Origin of the sequence: Paraburkholderia gardini, from assembly GCF_907164575.1 — a bacterium.
In the GTDB taxonomy this organism is placed as follows: domain Bacteria; phylum Pseudomonadota; class Gammaproteobacteria; order Burkholderiales; family Burkholderiaceae; genus Paraburkholderia; species Paraburkholderia gardini.
Genome location: NZ_CAJQYY010000020.1, coordinates 86,871 through 107,153 on the forward strand (window position 1 = coordinate 86,871; position 20,283 = coordinate 107,153).

Below are 20,283 nucleotides of genomic sequence, written 5' to 3' on the forward strand. Positions count from 1 at the left end.
GCGGAATTCGATTGCGCAGGCTGGGCGTTGCCCTGCTGGGCAGGCGTGCGGTTCGTGCGCCCGCAATACGGGTTCAGGTCGCCGCGCGCCGGCCGCCGCTGATGCGTTCGATGCCCGCGAGATCGCACGCCGAACGGACTTCGTCGAAGCCGCCGGCTTCGAGCAGCGCGCGCACGGCCTGCGCCTGATCGTAGCCGTGCTCCATCCACAGCACACCGCCGGGCGCGAGCCACGCGGGCGCGCCGGACACGATCGCGCGGATCGCCGAGAGGCCGTCGGCTTCGTCGGTGAGCGCGCCGCGTGGCTCGAAGCGCAGATCGCCCTCCGACAGATGCGGATCGCCGCTCGCGATATAAGGCGGGTTACTGACGATGACGTCGAAGCGAAGTGCCCGGCCGGCGTCCAGTGCGTCGTACCAGTTGCCTTCGAAAAACGCGGGCGCGCCGCCAGGCCGCGCGGCGTCGAGCAGCTTGCCGGCGTTTCTGGTTGCGACAGCGAGCGCCTCGGGCGAACGGTCGACCGCCCAGACCTGCGCATCGGGCCGCGCCGACGCAATCGCGACGGCAATCGCACCGGTGCCTGTGCCGAGATCGAGCACGCGAGGTTGCTTCAGGCCTTCCAGTGCTTCGAGCGCGGTTTCAACCAGCAATTCGGTTTCGGGTCGCGGAATCAGTACATGCGGCGTGACATCGAACTCAAGCCCGAAAAATTCACGCGCGCCGACGAGTTGCGCAACCGGTTCGCCCGCGAGGCGCCGCGCTTCCAGCGCCCGATACCGCGCGATTAGCGCCGCGTCTAACGGCTCGTCGCTACGGGTGATCAGCTCTGTCCGCCGCCATCCCAGCACGTGCCCGAGCAGGATGCGCGCTTCGAGCGCCGGGAGTGCGGCGGCGCGCAACAGGGCAGCGGCGGTGTCGGCAAGGTCGGCGTTGTGCATGGCTGGGGTGCGTGTGTCAGTCGGCGTCGCCGAGCGAGGCGAGCAGTTCAGCCTGGTGCTCACTCACCAGCGCCGCGATGAGTTCGCTGAGATCGCCGTCCATGATCGCGTCGAGGCGGTAGAGCGTCAGGTTGATCCGGTGATCGGTGAGACGCCCTTGCGGAAAGTTGTATGTGCGGATGCGCTCCGAGCGGTCGCCCGAGCCGATCAGGCTCTTGCGCGTGGCGGCTTCCTTCGCGTGCCGTTCCTGCGACTGCCTGTCCATGATGCGCGCGGCGAGCACCTTGAGCGCGCGATCCTTGTTCTTGTGCTGCGAGCGGTCATCCTGACATTCGACGACGATGCCCGTCGGCAAGTGAGTTACCCGCACAGCCGAATCGGTCTTGTTGATATGCTGGCCGCCCGCGCCGGACGCGCGGAACGTGTCGATGCGCAGATCGGCCGGATTGATCTGGACCTCGGCGATTTCGTCGGCTTCCGGCATGACCGCGACCGTGCACGCCGACGTGTGGATGCGGCCCTGCGTTTCGGTGGCGGGCACGCGCTGCACGCGATGGCCGCCGGACTCGAACTTCAGCTTCGAATACACCGCTTCACCGGCGATCCGCATGATCACTTCCTTGTAGCCGCCGAGATCCGACTCGCTCGCCGACATCATCTCGACCTGCCACTTGTTGCGTTCCGCGTAGCGCAGATACATGCGCAGCAGATCGCCCGCGAACAGCGCTGATTCGTCGCCGCCCGTGCCCGCACGGATTTCGACGAAGATGTTGCGGCTGTCGTTCGGATCCTTCGGCAGCAACATGGTCTGCAGTTCGCCTTCGAGCTTCGCTTTCTGCTCGCGCGCGGCGCGGATTTCTTCTTCGGCGAAGTCGCGCATCGATGCGTCGGACAGCAGTTCCTGCGCGGTGGCTTCGTCGGTGAGCGCCTGGCGCCACAGCGCATAGTGCTCGACAACCGGCCCGAGCTCCGCGTGTTCGCGCGTCAGCTTGCGGTACTGGTCAAGATTCGCGGTGATGTCCTCGCGGCTCAACAGGTCGTTCAGTTCGGCCAGCCGGGTGGTGAGCTGGTCGAGCTTGCTTTGCATGCTCGTTTTCATCGGACGGATCGGAGCGGGCTCCGGAAAGGACGACTGCTAATGGGAAATTCGGGAAATTCGCGGATGCCGGGCGTGAAACGTGGCCGACACGCGGCGGGTGTGCTGCCGGCAATACCGCGGCGAGAGCGACAGCGTCGCTAACGGTCCGATGAACCGGACGGGTCTGACGGGTCCGACGGGCCGGGGGCGCCGCCGTGATGATAGAAGCCGCTCATCAGTTCGATGAGCTTGTCGCGATTTTCGCTGCTGGCGCGGTTGAGTGCGTGCGTCGGACCGTGGATCAGCTTGTTCGTCAGCGCCTGCGAGAGCGCTTCGAGCACGACGGCCGGATCGTCGCCGCGCGCGAGCATTCTGTGCGCGCGTTCGAGTTCGGCGCGGCGCAGCGAGTCCGCCTGCGTGTGCATGTGACGGATGACCGGCACGATGCTGCGCGCGTCGAGCCACTGCATGAAGTTCTGCACGCGCGTTTCGATGATCGCTTCGGCCTGCGCGACGGCTGCCTGACGCGATGCGTTGCCTTCGCGGACGATCGCGCCGAGGTCGTCGACGGTGTAGAGAAACACGTCTTCGAGCTTGCCGACTTCGGGTTCGATGTCGCGCGGCACGGCCAGATCGACCATGAAAATGGGCCGGTGACGACGCGCCTTCACCGCGCGCTCCATCGCGCCGAGGCCAATGATCGGCAGCGTCGACGCCGTGCATGACACGATGATGTCGAACTCGTGCATGCGCGCGGGCAGGTCGGCCAGCGGAATCGCGCGGCCGTTGAAGCGTTCGGCAAGCCGCGCGCCACGCTCGGCGGTGCGGTTGGCGACTACGAGCTCGCGCGGCTGCTGCGCGGCAAAGTGCGTCGCGCACAGTTCGATCATTTCACCCGCGCCGATGAACAGCACGCGCTGGTTCGAGATTTTGTCGAAGATGCGCTGCGCGAGCCGTACGGCTGCCGCGGCCATCGAAACGGACTGCGCGCCGATTTCCGTCGTGCTGCGCACTTCCTTCGCGACGGCGAACGTGCGCTGGAAAAGCTGGTTCAGGTACGTGCCGAGCGCACCGGCTTCCGACGCGGTCCGCACCGCGTCCTTCATCTGGCCGACGATCTGCGTTTCGCCGAGCACCATCGAATCGAGTCCCGATGCGACGCGAAACGCGTGGCGCACGGCCTCGGACTGCGGCAGCGCGTACACATGCGGCGCCAGCTCGCCAACCGGGAGATTGTGATAGCGGGACAGCCACTGGATGGCGGCTTCGCGCGCCGCCTGATCGTCGGTGGCGCAGTAGAGCTCGGTGCGGTTGCAGGTGGACAGAATGGCGGCTTCGGGTGCCGAACGGGAGGCCGGGCCGAGCCAGATGTCCTTGAACGTCGCGAGCGCCGGCTTGATCTGGTCGAGCGGAAACGCCACGCGTTCGCGCAAGGCGACAGGCGCGGTGTGGTGGTTGATTCCGATCGTTAGAAGCTGCATGGGGCGCGATTGTGGGCGGCGCTATGGTGTAGCGCAATATTATAGCGTTTCCAGGGATCTTTCATTGAGCGCGCCTGATACCGGGATGAAGTTCTGCCGCAGGGTCAGACCGCGATCCTGTCGAGCTGGTATCCGTAGCCGTAGAGCGGCGTGAGCGCATAGCCGAGTTCCGGGCGCAGCTGAAGTTTCGAGCGCAACCGCGACGCATGCGTGTCGAGGGTGCGCGACCTTACGTCGCGGCCGCGCGTCCAGACCGTTTCGAGGATGTGCGCGCGCGAAACCGGCCGCGACAGGTTGGTGAACAGCAGCAGGGCGAAGCGGAACTCCTTTGGCGTCAGCTCGACGCGCTGGCCGCGGAACGTGACGACGTCGTGCATCGTCTCGAAAACGTATTCGCCGAAGACGTTGCGCAGCCGGCTGCGCGGCCGGCGCACGCCGGCCCGCCGGAGCAGCGCGTCGACGCGCGCCAGCATTTCGGGGCCGCGTACGGGCTTGGTCAGACAGTCGTCGGCACCGGCGTGCAGGATCGAGACGATTTCGCTTTCGCGCGGCGCCGTGATCAGCACCATGACGGGCAGGCCGGGCAGCACCTCGCGGGCGAGCGGAATGACGTCCCCGGCGGCGAGGTCGCCGGACCAGACATCCGCCAGAAGCAGGTCGAAAGTCTGGCTGGCGGCGCTCTCCAGAAACGGCGTGCTGGCCTGGAAGTGCTCGCAGGCATGGCCGCCGGCAAGCAGCAGACGGCCAATCAGATCGGCCTGGCGGCGGTCGGGCTCGACGAGCGCAATTCGCATGGGGGAAGCACGTTCAGCACATTCGGCGCGTTCCGCACGCCCAGCGAGTGGACGTTCGGAGGTCGGGTGCGTGGCCGGGTACCGGGGTGGAAATCCGGCGGGAAATCGCCCGGACATCGGACCGGATATCCGCCTGGGCAAGACCTGCGGCTTGCCTTGCGCTACCCCGGCCCCTAAACTCAACCGCTACACGCAAGGCGCCGTGCTGATCTGTTAGTTAACGAGACAAAAATGCTAGCTGTGCAAACGCTTCGACCCTATAAGAGCGGTCTTAAATCATTCGAGGCCTGTCGCTGATGGGTTGGGCAGGAATCGTGATACTCGGCGCGGTGGTGGGGCTGGTCGGAGGATGGCTGCATCCGTTGCGGCGCGCGGGCCGTGCGCGCATCCCGGTGGCGATGGTTGCAGGCGTCGCCGGGGCGGTCGTCGCCGCGATGGCCGGGAACGTCGCTGGTATCTTCCATGATGGTGATACGCTCGAATGGCTGGCCTGTACCTCCGTCGCCCTGATTGCCGTCGCCGTGACGGTCGGCCTTTTATCCCGTCGATAAGATGAATTCCCCGCAGGTGAAACAATGAACGCCCGACTCCCCGAAACCTCTTCCATTCCCGAACGCATCGCGGTGCTGCGCGGCGCCATGAAGCGCGAAAACCTCGCCGCTTATCTCGTGCCGTCCGCCGATCCTCACCTCTCCGAATATCTGCCGGGACGCTGGCAGGGGCGCGAGTGGCTCTCCGGTTTCACCGGCTCGGTGGGCACGCTGGTCGTCACCGATGATTTTGCCGGCCTCTGGGTCGACAGCCGCTACTGGGTGCAGGCCGAAGCGCAACTCGCCGGCACCGGCGTGCAGTTGATGAAGATGATGGGCGGCCAGCAGAGCGCGCCGCACATCGACTGGCTGGCGCAGAACGTCGCAAGCGGTGCGGCGGTCGGCGTCGACGGCGCGGTGCTCTGCGTGGCGGTGGCGCGTGCGTTGAGCGATGCGCTCACGGCGCGCGGCGTCGCGTTGCGTACCGACATCGATCTGCTCAACACGATCTGGCCGCAGCGCCCGACGCTGCCGGTCGAAGCCGTCTACGAACACGCCGCGCCGCACGCGAGCGTCGCGCGCGCCGACAAGCTCGACCAGATTCGCCGCGAGATGCAGCAAAAGGGCGCGCAGTGGCATTTCATCTCGACGCTCGACGACCTCGCGTGGCTGTTGAACCTGCGCGGCGCGGACGTCAGCTACAACCCCGTGTTCGTCGCGCATGCGCTGATCGGGCTCGACAGCGCGTCGCTCTTCGTCGCCGGTGGCAAGGTGCCGCAGGCACTCGCCGATGCGCTAGGGCGCGACGGCATCCAGGTGAAACCATACGTGGAGGCGGCCGATGCGCTCGCCGCGCTGCCGTCGGGCTCGACGCTGCTGATCGATCCGCGGCGTATTACTTTTGGTCTGTTGCAGGTCGTGCCGTCGAACGTGAAAATCGTCGAAGCGGTGAATCCCTCGACGTTCCTGAAGTCGCGCAAGACACCGGCCGAAGCGGAACACGTTCGCGCGACGATGGAGCAGGACGGCGCGGCGCTCGCCGAATTCTTCGCGTGGTTCGAGGGCGCGCTCGGCCGTGAAACGATCACCGAACTCACCATCGACGAACGTCTGACGGCGGCGCGCGCGCGTCGTCCGGGCTTTGTCACGCTGAGCTTCGGCACGATCGCCGGCTTCAACGCGAACGGCGCGATGCCACATTACCGCGCGACGCAGGCTTCGCACGCCACGATCGAGGGCGATGGTCTCCTGCTGATCGATTCGGGCGGCCAGTACCTGAGCGGCACGACGGACATCACGCGCGTCGTGCCGATCGGCACGATCAACGCCGGGCATCGCCGCGACTTCACGATCGTGCTGAAGGGCACGATGGCACTCTCGCGCGCACAGTTTCCGCGCGGCATCCGCTCGCCGATGCTCGATTCGATCGCTCGCGCGCCGATCTGGGAAGCGGGCGCGGACTACGGCCACGGCACGGGTCACGGCGTGGGTTACTTCCTGAACGTGCACGAAGGCCCGCAGGTAATCTCGCACTACGCGCCGGCCGAAGCGTGGACGGCGATGGAAGAGGGCATGATCACGTCGATCGAGCCGGGCATTTACCGGCCGGGCAAGTGGGGCATCCGGATCGAAAACCTCGTGCTGAACCGCGAGGCGGAAAAGACCGCGTTTGGCGACTTCCTGAAGTTCGAAACGCTGACGCTGTGCCCGATCGATACCCGCTGCGTCGATCTCGCGCTGCTGCGCGACGACGAACGCGCGTGGCTCAACGCGTATCACGAGACGGTGCGCGCCCGCGTTTCGCCGCATGTGACGGGCGCTGCGAAGGCGTGGCTGGAAACACGCACGCAGGCGATCTGACGCGCGGCATACGAGCGGCGCAGGCACGCGTGTCATAACTGGAGCCGGGCGACTGCGTCGCAGTGCGCCCGCTTTCCGACAGACTTCCCCGTACAACTGGCGATGGAGTGTGCATGGCGATCAAGGCAGTTGTTTTCGATTTCGGTGGCGTGCTGATCGACTGGAGCCCGCAGTACGTCTACCGCACGCTGATTCCGGATGAAGCGGAGCGCCACTGGTTTCTCACGCACGTTTGCGCGATGGACTGGGTCATCCAGCAGGACGGCGGGCAGACGATCGAAGCGGGCACAAACGAGCTGATCGCGAAATTTCCCGAACACGAAGCGCTGATCCGCGCGTTCTACGAGCGCTGGCACGAGATGATCCGCGGTGTGCTCGAAGACGGCATCGCCACGCTCGAAAAACTCGACGCGGCCAACGTGCCGCTCTTCGGGCTGACGAACTGGTCGGCCGAGACGTTTCCTTACGCGTGGGACAACTTCCCGGTATTGCGGCGCTTCAGGGACATCGTCGTTTCGGGGCGCGTGAAACTCGTGAAGCCCGATCCGGCGATTTTCTCGGAGATGGCGAAGCGCATCGAGTCACATCTGCCGGGCGTCCAGCCGGCGGAACTCGTCTTTATCGACGACAACCTGAAAAACGCCGAAGCAGCGACCGCGCTTGGCTGGCACGGCGTCCATCACACCGACGCTGCCCGGACCGAAGCGAAATTGCGCGAACTGGGCTTGCCGGTCTGATCGCATCATGACGCGCGCGGCGTGCCGCGCGCCCGATGCGCCAGACAGCTACGGCGATGAGCGAGGCGGATGCGACGTGTCCGCGGGTTCCTTGCCGATCAGGTTCAGCAACGCGTTCCCCAGTCCCTTGACCGTTTCGCCGGCACCCTTCGCGACGCCCGCGACACTCACGCCGAGCGCCTCCGCGAAGCCGTTGCTCATTTTCGTCAGCAGGCTTTCGTTCAGCGAGAACTTCGGGTCTCGCAGATTGCCTTCGAGCACGAAATGCAACGTGATGTCGTCGCCATGCTTCTTGAGTGCGGCGACGGCCGCTTTGGTCGGGATTGAAAGGAACGTGTCGACGGGGCTGCCGCTGTCGGCGAGCTGCAGATGGTGCACCGTTATCACACCCGGCGCGTGAAGCTGGTAGTTGTGCACGGTCGAGTCCACTTTCATGTCGAGCGTGCCGTCCGTCACCTGCGCTCTCGCGCCGGCTTTCCTGAGCAGGTACGGATCGAGCGTCCTGATATCGACGCCGCGCAGCGTGGTGGTGGTCTGCGAATCCTTGCTGGCGATTTTTATCCAGCCACCAAATGAAACGGTGCCGGTATGCGACGGCCCCTTGATCGAGCCATTGATGGCGAGCGTCGTGGGTTCGTCCAGATCGGGCACATGGATGTGATCGATCGTCGCGCTCGCATCGGTGATGGAGATCCGGTACGCGGGATTGCTCACCGTCAGGTCGTAAAACACAAACGTGCCGTGCTGGAATTCGATGTGGTCGACGATCTTTTCCAATGGCAGCGATGATGCTTCGCTGGCGCTGGCGTCGCTCGCGCCGGTATTCGCGGGGCTGTTCAACGTCTGCCGCAGATTCGGCAGCAACTGGACGCCGCCATCCTTCGTGCGCAGCACGGTCATGTTGAATCCACTGACCACGACATTGCGCATGTGGATGCGCCGCTGGATCAGGTCGCGAAGGTCGGGTTCGAGGACGACGGTGTCGGCGCGAAACGGATCGGCGGCGGGCCAGCCGTCGGGCGCGCGCAGGCGGACGTTGGTGAGGCGGATGGTTTTGAAGCCGACGTCGATTGTGTCGGCGCTGCCGCGTGGGCCGAGGGCGGCGGCAATGCGCTCTTTCACCTCGTGCTGGATGAACAGAAGGCCGGCCAACACGATGACCACCAGTATCGCCGCCACGCCTGTCAGTGCGACGACCACGCGACTGCCTTTCGACATCGGCATGCCTGCCTCCTCGTTGCCGCGCATTGCGTGCGGCCAGACCCCAGACCGTTAGCTTTATCGTGCAGATCGATGGCCAGTCGGCGGGTGAAGTCAACCGTGCAGACCCTGCCCCGCCAACACCTGCATCAACCCGTCCCACCGGGCGCGCGGATCAGCCTCGACAGAGGCCGACCCGCTGCGCCGAAGGCGCGAGACCTAGCGCGTGATCGGCTTGTAGCGCAGGCGCTTCGGCCGTGCTGCTTCCTCGCCGAGACGGTTACGCTTGTCTGCCTCGTATTCCTGATAGTTGCCGTTGAAGAACGTCACCTGCGAGTCTCCTTCGAACGCCAGAATGTGCGTCGCGATACGGTCGAGGAACCAGCGATCGTGCGAGATCACCACCACCGAGCCCGCGAACTCCAGCAAAGCGTCTTCGAGCGCGCGCAGTGTTTCGACGTCGAGGTCGTTCGACGGTTCGTCGAGCAGCAGCACATTGCCGCCCGCGATCAGCGTTTTCGCCAGATGCAGCCGGCCGCGTTCGCCGCCCGACAGATTGCCGACGTTCTTTTGCTGATCGCCGCCCTTGAAGTTGAAACGGCCGATGTACGCCCGCGACGGCGTTTCATACTTGCCGACGGTCAGCACATCCGCACCGCCCGAAATCTCTTCGAAGACGGTCTTCGAGCCATCCAGCGCATCGCGGCTCTGATCCACATACGCGAGCTTCACGGTCGGGCCCTGCACGATCTCGCCCGAATCCGGCTGCTCCTTGCCGGTCAGCATGCGGAACAGCGTCGACTTGCCGGCGCCGTTCGGCCCGATGATGCCGACGATCGCGCCCGCCGGAATCTTGAAGCTCAGGTCGTCGATCAGCAGACGGTCGCCATATGCCTTCGACACGTTCCTGAACTCGATCACCTCGTTGCCGAGACGGTCGCCAACGGGGATGAAAATTTCCGATGTTTCGTTGCGCTTCTGGTAATCCTGGCTGCTCAGTTCCTCGAATCGCGCAATACGTGCCTTCGATTTCGCCTGGCGTCCCTTCGGGTTCTGGCGCACCCACTCCAGTTCCTTCTTGATCGCTTTCTGGCGTGCCGATTCCGTTGCTTCTTCCTGCTTCAGCCGCTCTTCCTTCTGGTCGAGCCAGCTGCTGTAGTTGCCCTTCCACGGAATGCCATGACCGCGGTCGAGTTCGAGAATCCACTCGGCGGCGTTATCCAGGAAGTATCTGTCGTGGGTTACAGCAACCACTGTGCCCGGGAAGCGCGTGAGGAACTGTTCGAGCCAGTCGACCGATTCCGCGTCCAGGTGGTTGGTCGGTTCGTCGAGCAGCAGCATGTCGGGCTTTTCGAGCAGCAGCTTGCACAGCGCGACGCGCCGCTTTTCGCCGCCCGACAGGTGTTCGATTTTCGCGTCCCACGCCGGCAGGCGCAGCGCGTCGGCGGCGATCTCGATCTGCTGCTCGGGGCTGCCGCCGTCGGCGGTGGCGAGAATGGCTTCGTACTTCGCCTGTTCGGCGGCGAGCGCGTCGAAATCGGCGTCCGGCTCGGCGTACGCGGCGTAGATTTCGTCGAGCTTCTTCTGTGCACTGAAGACATCGCCGAGGCCTTCCTCGACCGCTTCGCGCACGGTTTTCAGCGGGTCGAGTTGCGGCTCCTGCGGCAGATAGCCGATGTTCAGATTCGGCATCGGCGTGGCTTCGCCCTCGATGTCCTTGTCGACGCCCGCCATGATGCGGATCAACGTCGATTTGCCCGAGCCGTTCAGGCCGAGCAGACCAATTTTCGCGCCGGGGAAGAACGACAGCGAGATGTCTTTCAGGATTTGACGCTTGGGCGGCACGATCTTGCCGACCCGGTTCATGGTGAAGACGTATTGGGCCATTTGCTTGAAATCAGGCGTTGACGCCGCAGGCCGCACTGAAAAGGGCGGCCGGGCGTGGGTGAATGGGTATGCATTTCCCGGACGGCGCCGGCAACCGGCGCACAGGGAGAACTGGCATTGTACTTCGCCGTCCAGGGCGAAAGTACCGTTGCCCGCAGTGGTTATGCCGTCTGGCCAGGGTGACGCGATGTTCTTGCTGACGGACTATAGCCACTCAGCGACGCCGCCATGACGCGAACACGTTCCGCTGTGATGGCGGCTGAAGCTCCAGGAGCCGTCGCGGCAGCGCGCGGTGGCGCCTTCGGGAATCTTGCCCGACAGCGAGCGGGCCGGCGCGTGGACAGTCTCGCCGTCGCGGTTCCGGTACGTATTGTGGTTGCTGAGACCGGCCTCGTCAGGCGTGGAGGCGGGCGCCACGTAAGCCCATGCGGGCGTGAGCGCGAGCAGCAGGCTCGCGGCGAGGGCGGCGATGAATGCTGTTTTACGCCGCGGGCGGGGCAGAGCGATGCCGAGGGTCATGGTCAGAACCGTTTGTTATTTTTTCGATGCATCGCGCCGCTACACAACACAGCACCGTTATGAACCAGTGCCGTCAGTTAGCGCGCCTGCCCGTCGACGGATCGAAGAAATGCAGATGCGGGGCGGGCAACACCACCTGCAGCGCTTCGCCGCGCGCCGGGCGATGCGCATGCGGCAGTCTTGCCGCGACGTCGTGGCTGCCCCATCGGCCGTGCGCAAGATTGTCGGCGCCCAGCAACTCGCAGGAATCGACGGTGAGCGTCGCGGGTACGGCGTCCGCCAGCCCCGGCGTCATGTGCTCAGGCCGGATGCCCAGCGTCCACTCGCGTCCGGCCGCCACCTCGCGGCCGATACACGGCACGCCCGCGAGCGGGAGCCTCGGCCCGTTGCCCGCGACTTCGAAGAACGCGCCATCACCGGACACGCGGCCTTCCAGCAGATTCATCCCCGGCGAGCCGATGAAACTCGCGACGAACACCGTCGCGGGCCGCTCGTAGACTTCGGTTGGCGCGCCGATCTGCTCCGCGTGGCCCTGGTTCATCACGATCACCCGCTGCGCGAGCGTCATCGCTTCGATCTGGTCGTGCGTGACGTACAGGCTCGTGGTTGCGAGACGCGCATGCAGGCGCTGGATTTCCAGACGCATCTGCACACGCAGCCGGGCATCGAGATTCGACAGAGGTTCGTCGAACAGGAACACGGCGGGCTCGCGCACGATCGCGCGGCCCATCGCGACGCGCTGTCGCTGCCCGCCGGACAGTTCACGCGGCTTGCGGGCGAGCAACGATTCGAGCTCGAGAATCTTCGCGGCGGCATCGACGCGCCGGTCGATCGTCGCGCGATCCTCGCCGGCGATCTTCAGCGCGTAGCCCATGTTCTGCGCGACGCTCATATGCGGATAGAGCGCGTAGTTCTGGAACACCATCGCGATGTTGCGGTCCTTCGGTTCCAGCGTGTTGACGACCTTGTCCGCGATCGAGATCGAGCCTTCGGAAATGCCTTCGAGCCCGGCCACCATGCGCAGCAAGGTCGACTTGCCGCAGCCGGACGGTCCGACCATCACGACGAACTCGCCATCGGCGACATCGACGTCGATGCCATGCAGCACGAACTGTTTGCCGTCGTACGTCTTTTTCACGCCCTTCAGGGTCAGTGCAGCCATTCGTTTTTGCCTTTCCGTGCATTCGCGGGCATTACGTCACGCGCCGTCGCGTTAAATTGCGTTATGTGGTGTTCGATCCGAAACCTGTCCCGACCGGTTTATTTTTCGGCATCCACGAGGCCGCGCACGAACCAGCGCTGCATCGTCAGCACGACGGCGAGCGGCGGCAGCATCGCGAGCAGCGTCGCGGTCATCACCAGATGCCACTCGGTCGCCGTATCGCCGGACGCGATCATGCTCTTGATGCCGACCACCGCCGTGGTCAGCGATTGCTGGCTCGTGATCAGGATCGGCCACAGATACTGGTTCCAGCCGTAGATGAACGTGATCACGAACAGCGCGGCCATGTTCGTCTTCGACAGCGGCAGCACCACGTCCCAGAAAAAGCGCAGCGGCCCGGCGCCGTCGATGCGTGCCGCTTCCATCAGTTCGTCCGGCAGCGTCAGGAAAAATTGCCGGAACAGGAAAGTCGCGGTGGCCGAGGCGATCAGCGGCAGCGTCAAGCCGGCGTAGGTGTTGCTCAGATGCATCGACGACACCACCTGCACGGTCGGAAAGATGCGTACTTCGACCGGCAGCATCAACGTGATGAAGATCAGCCAGAACGCGACATTCCTGAGCGGGAAGCGGAAGAACACGATCGCATACGCGGAGATCATCGATACGGCGATCTTGCCGATCGAAATGACGAGCGCCATCACGAGGCTGTTCATCAGCATCCGTCCGAACGGACTCGCCGCGTTGCCGCTGCCGTGCGTCCAGACGTTCGCGATGTTCTCGAACAGATGCGTGCTGGGCACGAGCGAAAGCGGCACGCTGAACACTTCATGCTCGCTCATCGTCGCGGCGCAGAACGCGATGTACACCGGAAACACGACCAGCACGACGCCGACGATCAGCACCGCGTGGCAAAAGAGGTCGAACCCGCGTCGATTCTCGATCATGAGTACTGGACCCTCCGCTCGATGAAACGGAACTGCACGACAGTCAGTGCGACGACGATCACCATCAGCACCACCGACTGCGCGCCGGAACTGCCGATATCGAGGCCCTGAAAGCCTTCGGCGAAGATCTTGTAGATCAGCGTGCGGGTCGATTGCGCGGGGCCGCCGCCAGTGGCCGCGTCGATCACCGGCAACGTATCGAAGAACGCGTAGACGATATTGACGACGAGCAGAAAGAAACTCACCGGCGACAGCAGCGGCAGCGCGATGCCGAAGAAGCGGCGCACGGGGCCCGCGCCGTCGATCGCGGCCGCTTCGATCAGCGAACGCGGAATCGCCTGCAGGCCGGCATAGAAGAACAGGAAGTTGTAGCTGACCTGCTTCCAGACCGAAGCGAGCACGACGAGGAACATCGCCTGCCCGGGGTTGAGCGCGTGATTCCACACGATGCCGCCCTTCGCGAGCGCGTAGGTCACGAGCCCGATGCTCGGATTGAAGAGGAACGACCACAGCACGCCGGCGAGCGCGGGCGCAACCGCGTACGGCCAGATCAGCAGCGTCTGATAGGTCTTTGCCCCGCGCGTCACGCGGTCGGCGCAGGCAGCGAGCACGAGCGAAATCGCGAGACCGCCGAGCGTGACGAGCGAACAGAAAATCAGCGTCGTATTGACCGACGACAGATAGAGCGGATCGGCGAACAGCTGTTTGAAATTGGCGAGGCCGACGAACTCGCTCGACGTGCCGAACGCGTCCTGACTTTGCGTGGACTGCCACAACGCCTCGCCGGCGGGCCACAGAAAAAACAGCAGCGTGATGGCGAGTTGCGGCGCAACCAGCAGATACGGCAACACGCCTGCACCAAAGCGGGATCGCTTTTCCATCGATGTTTCCCGTAGGTGATGCACGCGGGCGCTTCGTCTTTTAACAAGCGCCCGCAGGAACCGGCCGGCGGCCTAGCTGCCGGCCTTCTCGAAGCGGCGCAGCAGCTCGTCGCCGCGCGACACGGCGGAGTCGAGCGCCTCTTTCGGCGACTTCTTCTGCGTCCAGACCTGCTCGAGTTCCTCGTCGACGACCGTGCGGATCTGCGGCATGTTGCCAAGACGCAGCCCCTTGGTGAACGGCAGGGGCGGCTTGTTGAGCATCTGCCTGATCGCGGTATCGCTGCCCGGGTTCTTCTCGTAGAAGCCCTGTTGCTGCGTCAGCTGATAGGCCGCGGTGGTGACCGGCAGGTAACCCGTGTCCTGATGCCATTTGGCCGCGACCTGCGGCGAAGTCAGATAGGCGAGGAATTTCGCCACGCCCTTGTAGACGGCCGGATCCTTGCCCGCCAGCACCCATAGGCTCGCGCCGCCGATGATCGCGTTCTGCGGCGCGCCTTTCACGCTCGCGTCGTACGGCATCATGCCGGTGCCGAAGTTGAACTTCGCGAACTTCTTGATCGTGGCAAGCGACCCCGACGAGTTCGTGATGATTCCGCAGTCGCCGCTATAGAACTTCGACACCGGTTCGTCCTTGCGGCCGACATAGGTGAACGTGCCTTCCTTCGCCATGTTCTGCAGGAACTGGATGTGCGCGATCTGCAGCGGCTTGTTGAATTCGAGCTGGGCATCGGTGCCGTCGAAGCCGTTGTTCTTCGATGCGAACGGTGCGCCATGCCACGCACTGTAGTTTTCGAGCTGGATCCAGCTCTGCCAGCCTGACGAATAACCGCACGACATGCCCGATGCCTTCAGCTTCTGCGCATCCTGTCGCAGTTCATCCCAGGTCTTCGGCGGCTTGTCCGGATCGAGGCCGGCTTTCTTGAAGGCGTCCTTGTTGTAGTACAGCACCGGCGTCGAACTGTTGAACGGCATCGAAACGAGCTGGCCGGTCTTCGAGTCGCTGTAGTAGCTGGCGATGGTGGGCACGAATGCCTTTTCGTCGAGCGGCACGCCTGCCTGTTTGAACACGTCCGAGACCGGGATCACGGCTTTCTTTGCCTGCATCATGGTGGCCGTGCCCACTTCGTAGACCTGCAGGATCGCGGGCGCGTTGCCGCTGCGGTAGGCCGCGATGCCCGCTGCAAGCGTCTGGTCGTAGGTGCCCTTGAACACCGGCACGATCTTGTAGTCGCTCTGCGATGCGTTGAAGTCGTTCGCAATGTCGTTCAGGCGTTCGCCCAGCGCGGCTTCCATCGCGTGCCAGAACTGGATCTCGGTCGCGGCATGGGCCGTGGTGCTGATGCCGAACGCCAGTACCGCGGCAACGGAAAGTGAACGGAACAGGGGCTTGCAACTCATCGATTGTCTCCTTGACCGGATCATGCGCAAATTGGGGTTGCGCGATTCTAGTTGTGTTCGATGACAGTCACGCGGTGGTATTCCTTCAGCGCGTAAGGTCGCCGGAACGGGGAATTTAACACCAGCAACCGCGAAACTGAAGCGCCCCGGCAGAAAAGGACGTTGCTGACGCAACGGATTTTGACATTCGGGCGGACTGTATCAGCCACGCTCTGACGCGGGTGAACACGGTGGTCTGGGCCGCCTGCTGCCGGGTTTTATTTTGCCGATGACCTTGTCGGTTACCGGTCAGGAGTATCGATGTCCCGTTCGCTACGGCATGAAAAAACCCCGCTGTCACAGGGACATGCGGGGTTTGCAGTGAATGCGGCGAACTCGCCGCGCAGCCGTCAGACGTTGAACAGGAAGTTCATGACGTCGCCGTCGTGCACGACGTATTCCTTGCCTTCCGCGCGCATCTTGCCCGCTTCCTTCGCACCCTGTTCACCCTTGCAGGTCACGAAGTCGTTGAAGCCGATGGTCTGCGCACGAATGAAGCCGCGCTCGAAATCGGTGTGGATCACGCCGGCCGCCTGCGGCGCGGTGTCGCCGATATGGATCGTCCATGCGCGGACTTCCTTCACGCCCGCCGTGAAGTACGTCTGCAAGCCGAGCAGCTTGAAGGCGGCGCGGATCACGCGGTTCAGGCCCGGCTCTTCCATGCCCATGTCGGCGAGGAACACGCCTTTGTCTTCGTCGTCGAGATCCGCGATTTCCGCTTCGATCGCCGCGCACACGGCGACGACCGGCGCACCTTCGGCATCGGCGAACTTCTTCACCGCGTCGAGGTACGGGTTGTTCGCGAAACCGTCGTCTTTCACGTTCGCCACGTACATCGTCGGTTTGGCGGTGATCAGGCAGAACGGCTTGAGCAGCGCGTTTTCTTCTTCCGACAGATCCAGCGCACGCACCGGTTTCGCCTGATCGAGCTGCGCGCGGACCCGTTCGAGCACCGCGGCGAGTTTCGCCGCTTCCTTGTCGTTACCGGACTTCGCGGCCTTCGAATAACGCGTCAGCGATTTCTCGACAGTCGCGAGATCGGCGAGCGCGAGTTCGGTGTTGATGACTTCGATGTCCGACAGCGGATCGACCTTGCCCGCGACGTGAATCACGTTCTCGTCTTCGAAGCAGCGCACGACGTGCGTGATCGCATCGGTCTCGCGGATGTTCGCGAGGAACTGGTTGCCGAGCCCTTCGCCCTTGCTCGCACCGGCGACGAGACCCGCGATGTCGACGAATTCCACCACCGCCGGCAGGATACGCTCCGGCTTGACGATGTCAGCCAGCGCCTGGAGACGTGCGTCGGGCACTTCGACGATGCCGACGTTCGGCTCGATCGTGCAGAACGGATAGTTTTCGGCGGCGATGCCCGCCTTGGTCAGCGCGTTGAACAGGGTGGACTTGCCGACGTTGGGCAGGCCAACGATGCCGCATTTGAGGCTCATGGAAAACCTTTTGAATCAGTTTGTTACGGCTGTGCAGCGGGTTGCGCGGTGTCTGGCGATGGCCGGAGCGCGACAGCCGGAAAGTGAATTCGGGGAAGCGACAAACAGCACGAATCGTGGCGTTGTTGGCTCAACGATTTTGTACTGGTTTTGTACACGGAAGTGGCAATTGTAACTCTTTCGGACGCCCTGATTCGTAAGGGTCCGGGCAAGACAGGAACCCGTGATCAAGCTTCGTCAACGATCCAGATACAACCCCGCGGTTGTCGATAGATTCATTCGTGGCGGGTATGGTCGTGAAACACGGCGGTCAGGCAGCAAGGTCACCAATTCCCGCGCGACGTCAAATTTTCATCATTGCGCGCGGACCGCCGTGTAATATTAATATTGAGATTTGTCGTCGAGCTCGTCGAGCATCAGGGAGGCTAATATGAAGAAGCCCGTTCGTGCGCTGCGTGCTACGGTCGTAACAGTTGGCGCAACCTTGCCGGCCTGTGCGCAAGATGACCACCACCACCCGCGGTGTCACAAGGTGAAGATCCATCACCATTGGGAAAAGGACTGCCACTGACCCCTGCTGTCGAGTAAACCCGCGCCATGCGGGTTTTTTTATCTCCGCTCGCTTCGTGCAATCGTGGTGTCCGTGAAAGGCACTATATTGAAAACTGGTTCAGTTTCGCAAAAAAGAGGATGTTATGAGCAGACAGAGGCATCGCACCGTAGTGAAGGGGTTCCTGATCGCTGGTTTGCTGTCCATTTCCACGGCCCACGCGCAATTGAGCGGTCTTCTCAATCAGGCTGGAAACAGCAGCGGGTCGACCGGTGGACCTGGCAACCTGAGCGGGTTGAGTAACGGACTCTCGTTGCAATCGCTGACATCCAGCAGTACCGGCAACGTAGCGGGAGTTCTCGAATTTTGTGTCAAAAACAACTATCTGGGCGGCAGCGCGTCGTCGGTCAAGGACTCCCTGATGAGCAAGTTGCCCGGCGGTTCGTCTTCGTCTGACAGCGGCTACACCGACGGCTCAAAGGGCATCCTGAATAGCGGTGATGGCAAGCAGCTAGACCTGAGCGGTGGCGGCTTGCAACAGCAGATTACGAAGCAGGTGTGCGACAAGATTCTTGCCCAGGGCAAATCGATGCTGTGAGCATGAAATACACATGATGCATGACCGGTCGCAAGAAGCGCTTTCATGTCGTAGTTTGCGTGGCGTTTTCGATGCAGGCGCGTTGACGTAGCGTTCTTGCCGTTGCCTGTGCGACCGCCGCCAGGCGGCACGCGCCCTGGAGCGAGGGCAAACGCCGCGCTCGCCGCGTCAGTCCCCGGGAACACGCGCAGCTATAATGAACGGATGACTGTTCACCATCAGACCTTCGACGTTGCCGTGATCGGCGGCGGGCTTGTCGGCAAGACCGCCGCGCTCGCGCTGACGCAAGGCGGCAGACGCGTCGCACTGCTCGCGCAGACATGCGCGTCGCTCCCCGCCGGTGCCGCGTTCGACGCGCGTGTCTATGCGCTTTCCGCGAGTTCGCAAACCCTGCTTGAACGTCTGCGCGTCTGGCAGGCGCTCGACGTCGCGCGCCTTGCGCCGGTCTACGACATGCGCGTTTTCGGCGATGCGGCTGCCGAACTCCATTTTTCCGCGTTCCAGGCCTCCGTGTCGCAACTGGCGTGGATCGCCGAATCGTCGCTGATCGAACGCGCGCTCGACGCCGCGCTGCGGTTCCAGCCCAATCTGACGTGGATCGATTCGCGCGCCCAGGCGCTCGACGTGAAACCCGATGCTGCGTCAATCGGGCTTGCGAACGGTCGTGTGCTGGAAGCGGATCTCGTCGTCGGCGCGGATGGCGCGCACTCGTGGGTGCGCGCGCAGATCGGCTCGAAGGTCGATCGCCGCGATTACAGACAGACGGGCGTCGTCGCGAATTTCAAGGCCGGCCGGCCGCACGGCGACACCGCATATCAATGGTTCAGGGAAGGCGAGATCATCGCGTTGCTGCCGTTGCCGGACGGTCACGTGTCGCTCGTCTGGTCGGCGCGGACGGAGCATGCGCGCGAACTGCTGGAACTCGCGCCCGCGCAGCTCGCGGCGGAAGTGGAACGCGTGACGCAAAGCCTGCTCGGCCCGCTGGAGTGCGTGACGCCGGCGCAGGGTTTTCCGCTCGCGCTGCAAACGGTCGACCGGCTGATCGCACCGCGTGTCGCGCTGGTCGGCGACGCCGCGCATCTGATCCATCCGCTTGCCGGCCAGGGCATGAATCTCGGGCTGCGCGATGTCTGCGCGCTCGCCGATACGATCGCGAAGAAGGAAGCGTTCCGCGATCCCGGCGACACGGTGCTGCTGCGTCGCTACGAGCGCGCACGTCGTGAGGACATCCGTGCGTTGATGATCGCCACCGATGGCCTGCAGAAGCTGTTTTCCGTGCCGGGCACCGTGGCCCGGGCCGTCCGCAATACCGGCATGGCGTTCGTCGGCGCGCAGCCGCTGCTTAAACGCTGGCTTGTTTCCGCGGCGCTCGGGTAAGGGCACCTTCGTTTCACACGGTCCGCACCAACATATGAAAGGCACGCCACGCACGCGTGCAAATCGCCCAGGGATTGAACATGCAAAAACGTATCCGCATCGCGACGCTGGCACTGGCCGTCGCCGCCGCCGCACTCGGCTGCTCCGCGCAGGCCGACCAGACCACCGACAAGCTGAAGGCCACGCTGCAGTCGCGCCTTGGCGACGCCACGATCAAGAGCGTTTCGAAGTCGCCGATCGCCGGCCTCTACGAAGTGAATCTCGGCACGCAGATCCTCTACAGCGATGTCAATGGCGATTACCTCGTGCTTGGCGACATCGTCGAAGCGAAAACGCGCACGAACGTCACCGAAGCGCGCCTGGCCGAAACCAACAAGATCGATTTCGCGAGCCTGCCGTTCGGCAACGCGGTGAAAGTCGTGAAGGGTAACGGCTCACGCAGGATCGCCGTGTTTTCCGATCCGAACTGTCCGTACTGCAAGCAGCTCGAAACGACGCTCAAGTCGATCGATAACGTGACGGTCTACACGTTCCTGTACCCGGTGCTTTCGCCGGATTCGACGGTGAAATCGAAGTCGATCTGGTGTTCGACCGATCGCGCGAAGGCGTGGGAATCGTGGATGCTCGATCACCGCGCGCCGACGGCCGCCGCCAGCTGCGACACCACCGCGATCGACAAGAACCTCGCGCTCGGCCAGCAGATGAACGTCAACGGTACGCCGACGGTGTTCCTCGCCGACGGCCGCCGCCTGCCGGGCGCCGTGCCGGCAGACCGGCTCGACAAGGAATTGTCCGCCGTCCACTAACCGCGTCGCACGTGTCGTACATGTCGAACAGGAGGCGCGTCGTGCGCCTCCTGCCGTTTT

The 20,283-nt window shown here is 63.8% G+C and carries 18 protein-coding genes; 6 read left to right on the forward strand and 12 right to left on the reverse strand.

What is annotated here, in order from left to right:
* Positions 1–73 precede the first annotated feature (73 nt).
* From prmC to LPA34_RS17540, 4 genes are all read right to left on the reverse strand, one after another.
* Entirely contained in the window at positions 74–937 is an 864-nt protein-coding gene (gene prmC, locus LPA34_RS17525) for a peptide chain release factor N(5)-glutamine methyltransferase (protein WP_228980416.1), read from the reverse strand.
* Between the two features lie 16 nt (positions 938–953).
* A complete protein-coding gene (gene prfA / locus LPA34_RS17530; RefSeq protein WP_228980418.1) occupies positions 954–2,036 on the reverse strand; it encodes a peptide chain release factor 1 in 1,083 nt (360 codons plus the stop codon).
* 137 nt (positions 2,037–2,173) lie between these two features.
* The gene (gene hemA / locus LPA34_RS17535) at positions 2,174–3,496 is read right to left on the reverse strand and encodes a glutamyl-tRNA reductase (protein WP_228980419.1); all 1,323 of its coding nucleotides are present in this window, start codon (positions 3,494–3,496) and stop codon (positions 2,174–2,176) included.
* 104 nt (positions 3,497–3,600) lie between these two features.
* Positions 3,601–4,290, reverse strand: a complete 690-nt coding sequence (locus tag LPA34_RS17540) for a response regulator transcription factor (RefSeq protein ID WP_228980420.1) — start codon at positions 4,288–4,290, stop codon at positions 3,601–3,603.
* Between the two features lie 296 nt (positions 4,291–4,586).
* Between LPA34_RS17540 and LPA34_RS17545 the strand changes: the two genes are divergently transcribed.
* The 3 genes from LPA34_RS17545 to LPA34_RS17555 all read left to right on the forward strand — a co-directional run bounded on the left by LPA34_RS17545 (position 4,587) and on the right by LPA34_RS17555 (position 7,417).
* On the forward strand, positions 4,587–4,841 hold the full coding sequence (locus LPA34_RS17545) for a hypothetical protein (RefSeq protein WP_228980421.1): 255 nt from the start codon (positions 4,587–4,589) through the stop codon (positions 4,839–4,841).
* Positions 4,842–4,865: 24 nt separating this feature from the next.
* Entirely contained in the window at positions 4,866–6,680 is a 1,815-nt protein-coding gene (locus tag LPA34_RS17550) for an aminopeptidase P family protein (RefSeq protein ID WP_228980426.1), read from the forward strand.
* A gap of 113 nt (positions 6,681–6,793) precedes the next feature.
* The gene (locus tag LPA34_RS17555; protein ID WP_228980427.1) at positions 6,794–7,417 is read left to right on the forward strand and encodes an HAD family hydrolase; all 624 of its coding nucleotides are present in this window, start codon (positions 6,794–6,796) and stop codon (positions 7,415–7,417) included.
* A gap of 48 nt (positions 7,418–7,465) precedes the next feature.
* Here the strand turns inward: LPA34_RS17555 and LPA34_RS17560 are convergent, their stop codons facing one another.
* The 8 genes from LPA34_RS17560 to ychF all read right to left on the reverse strand — a co-directional run bounded on the left by LPA34_RS17560 (position 7,466) and on the right by ychF (position 16,892).
* A complete protein-coding gene (locus tag LPA34_RS17560) occupies positions 7,466–8,641 on the reverse strand; it encodes a DUF748 domain-containing protein (protein WP_228980429.1) in 1,176 nt (391 codons plus the stop codon).
* Positions 8,642–8,836: 195 nt separating this feature from the next.
* The gene (gene ettA, locus LPA34_RS17565) at positions 8,837–10,504 is read right to left on the reverse strand and encodes an energy-dependent translational throttle protein EttA (RefSeq protein ID WP_228980430.1); all 1,668 of its coding nucleotides are present in this window, start codon (positions 10,502–10,504) and stop codon (positions 8,837–8,839) included.
* A gap of 204 nt (positions 10,505–10,708) precedes the next feature.
* Complete coding sequence (locus LPA34_RS17570; RefSeq protein ID WP_228980432.1) at positions 10,709–11,023, reverse strand: DUF3761 domain-containing protein; 315 nt, start codon at positions 11,021–11,023, stop codon at positions 10,709–10,711.
* A gap of 73 nt (positions 11,024–11,096) precedes the next feature.
* A complete protein-coding gene (locus LPA34_RS17575) occupies positions 11,097–12,185 on the reverse strand; it encodes a sn-glycerol-3-phosphate import ATP-binding protein UgpC (protein WP_228980435.1) in 1,089 nt (362 codons plus the stop codon).
* Positions 12,186–12,283: 98 nt separating this feature from the next.
* On the reverse strand, positions 12,284–13,129 hold the full coding sequence (gene ugpE, locus LPA34_RS17580) for a sn-glycerol-3-phosphate ABC transporter permease UgpE (protein ID WP_228980437.1): 846 nt from the start codon (positions 13,127–13,129) through the stop codon (positions 12,284–12,286).
* Positions 13,126–14,010, reverse strand: coding sequence for a sn-glycerol-3-phosphate ABC transporter permease UgpA (gene ugpA, locus LPA34_RS17585; protein ID WP_228980443.1), 885 nt, complete (start codon positions 14,008–14,010; stop codon positions 13,126–13,128). Before ugpA ends, ugpE begins: the two co-directional genes overlap by 4 nt.
* A gap of 72 nt (positions 14,011–14,082) precedes the next feature.
* On the reverse strand, positions 14,083–15,408 hold the full coding sequence (gene ugpB / locus LPA34_RS17590; protein WP_228980446.1) for a sn-glycerol-3-phosphate ABC transporter substrate-binding protein UgpB: 1,326 nt from the start codon (positions 15,406–15,408) through the stop codon (positions 14,083–14,085).
* Between the two features lie 389 nt (positions 15,409–15,797).
* Positions 15,798–16,892, reverse strand: coding sequence for a redox-regulated ATPase YchF (gene ychF / locus LPA34_RS17595; RefSeq protein ID WP_228980448.1), 1,095 nt, complete (start codon positions 16,890–16,892; stop codon positions 15,798–15,800).
* 695 nt (positions 16,893–17,587) lie between these two features.
* On the opposite strand from ychF, the gene LPA34_RS17600 reads away from it, so the two are divergent.
* From LPA34_RS17600 to LPA34_RS17610, 3 genes are all read left to right on the forward strand, one after another.
* Entirely contained in the window at positions 17,588–18,040 is a 453-nt protein-coding gene (locus LPA34_RS17600; protein WP_228980451.1) for a DUF2501 domain-containing protein, read from the forward strand.
* A gap of 204 nt (positions 18,041–18,244) precedes the next feature.
* A complete protein-coding gene (locus LPA34_RS17605; protein ID WP_228980452.1) occupies positions 18,245–19,417 on the forward strand; it encodes a UbiH/UbiF family hydroxylase in 1,173 nt (390 codons plus the stop codon).
* 80 nt (positions 19,418–19,497) lie between these two features.
* A complete protein-coding gene (locus LPA34_RS17610) occupies positions 19,498–20,223 on the forward strand; it encodes a DsbC family protein (RefSeq protein ID WP_228980454.1) in 726 nt (241 codons plus the stop codon).
* Positions 20,224–20,283: the final 60 nt, after the last annotated feature.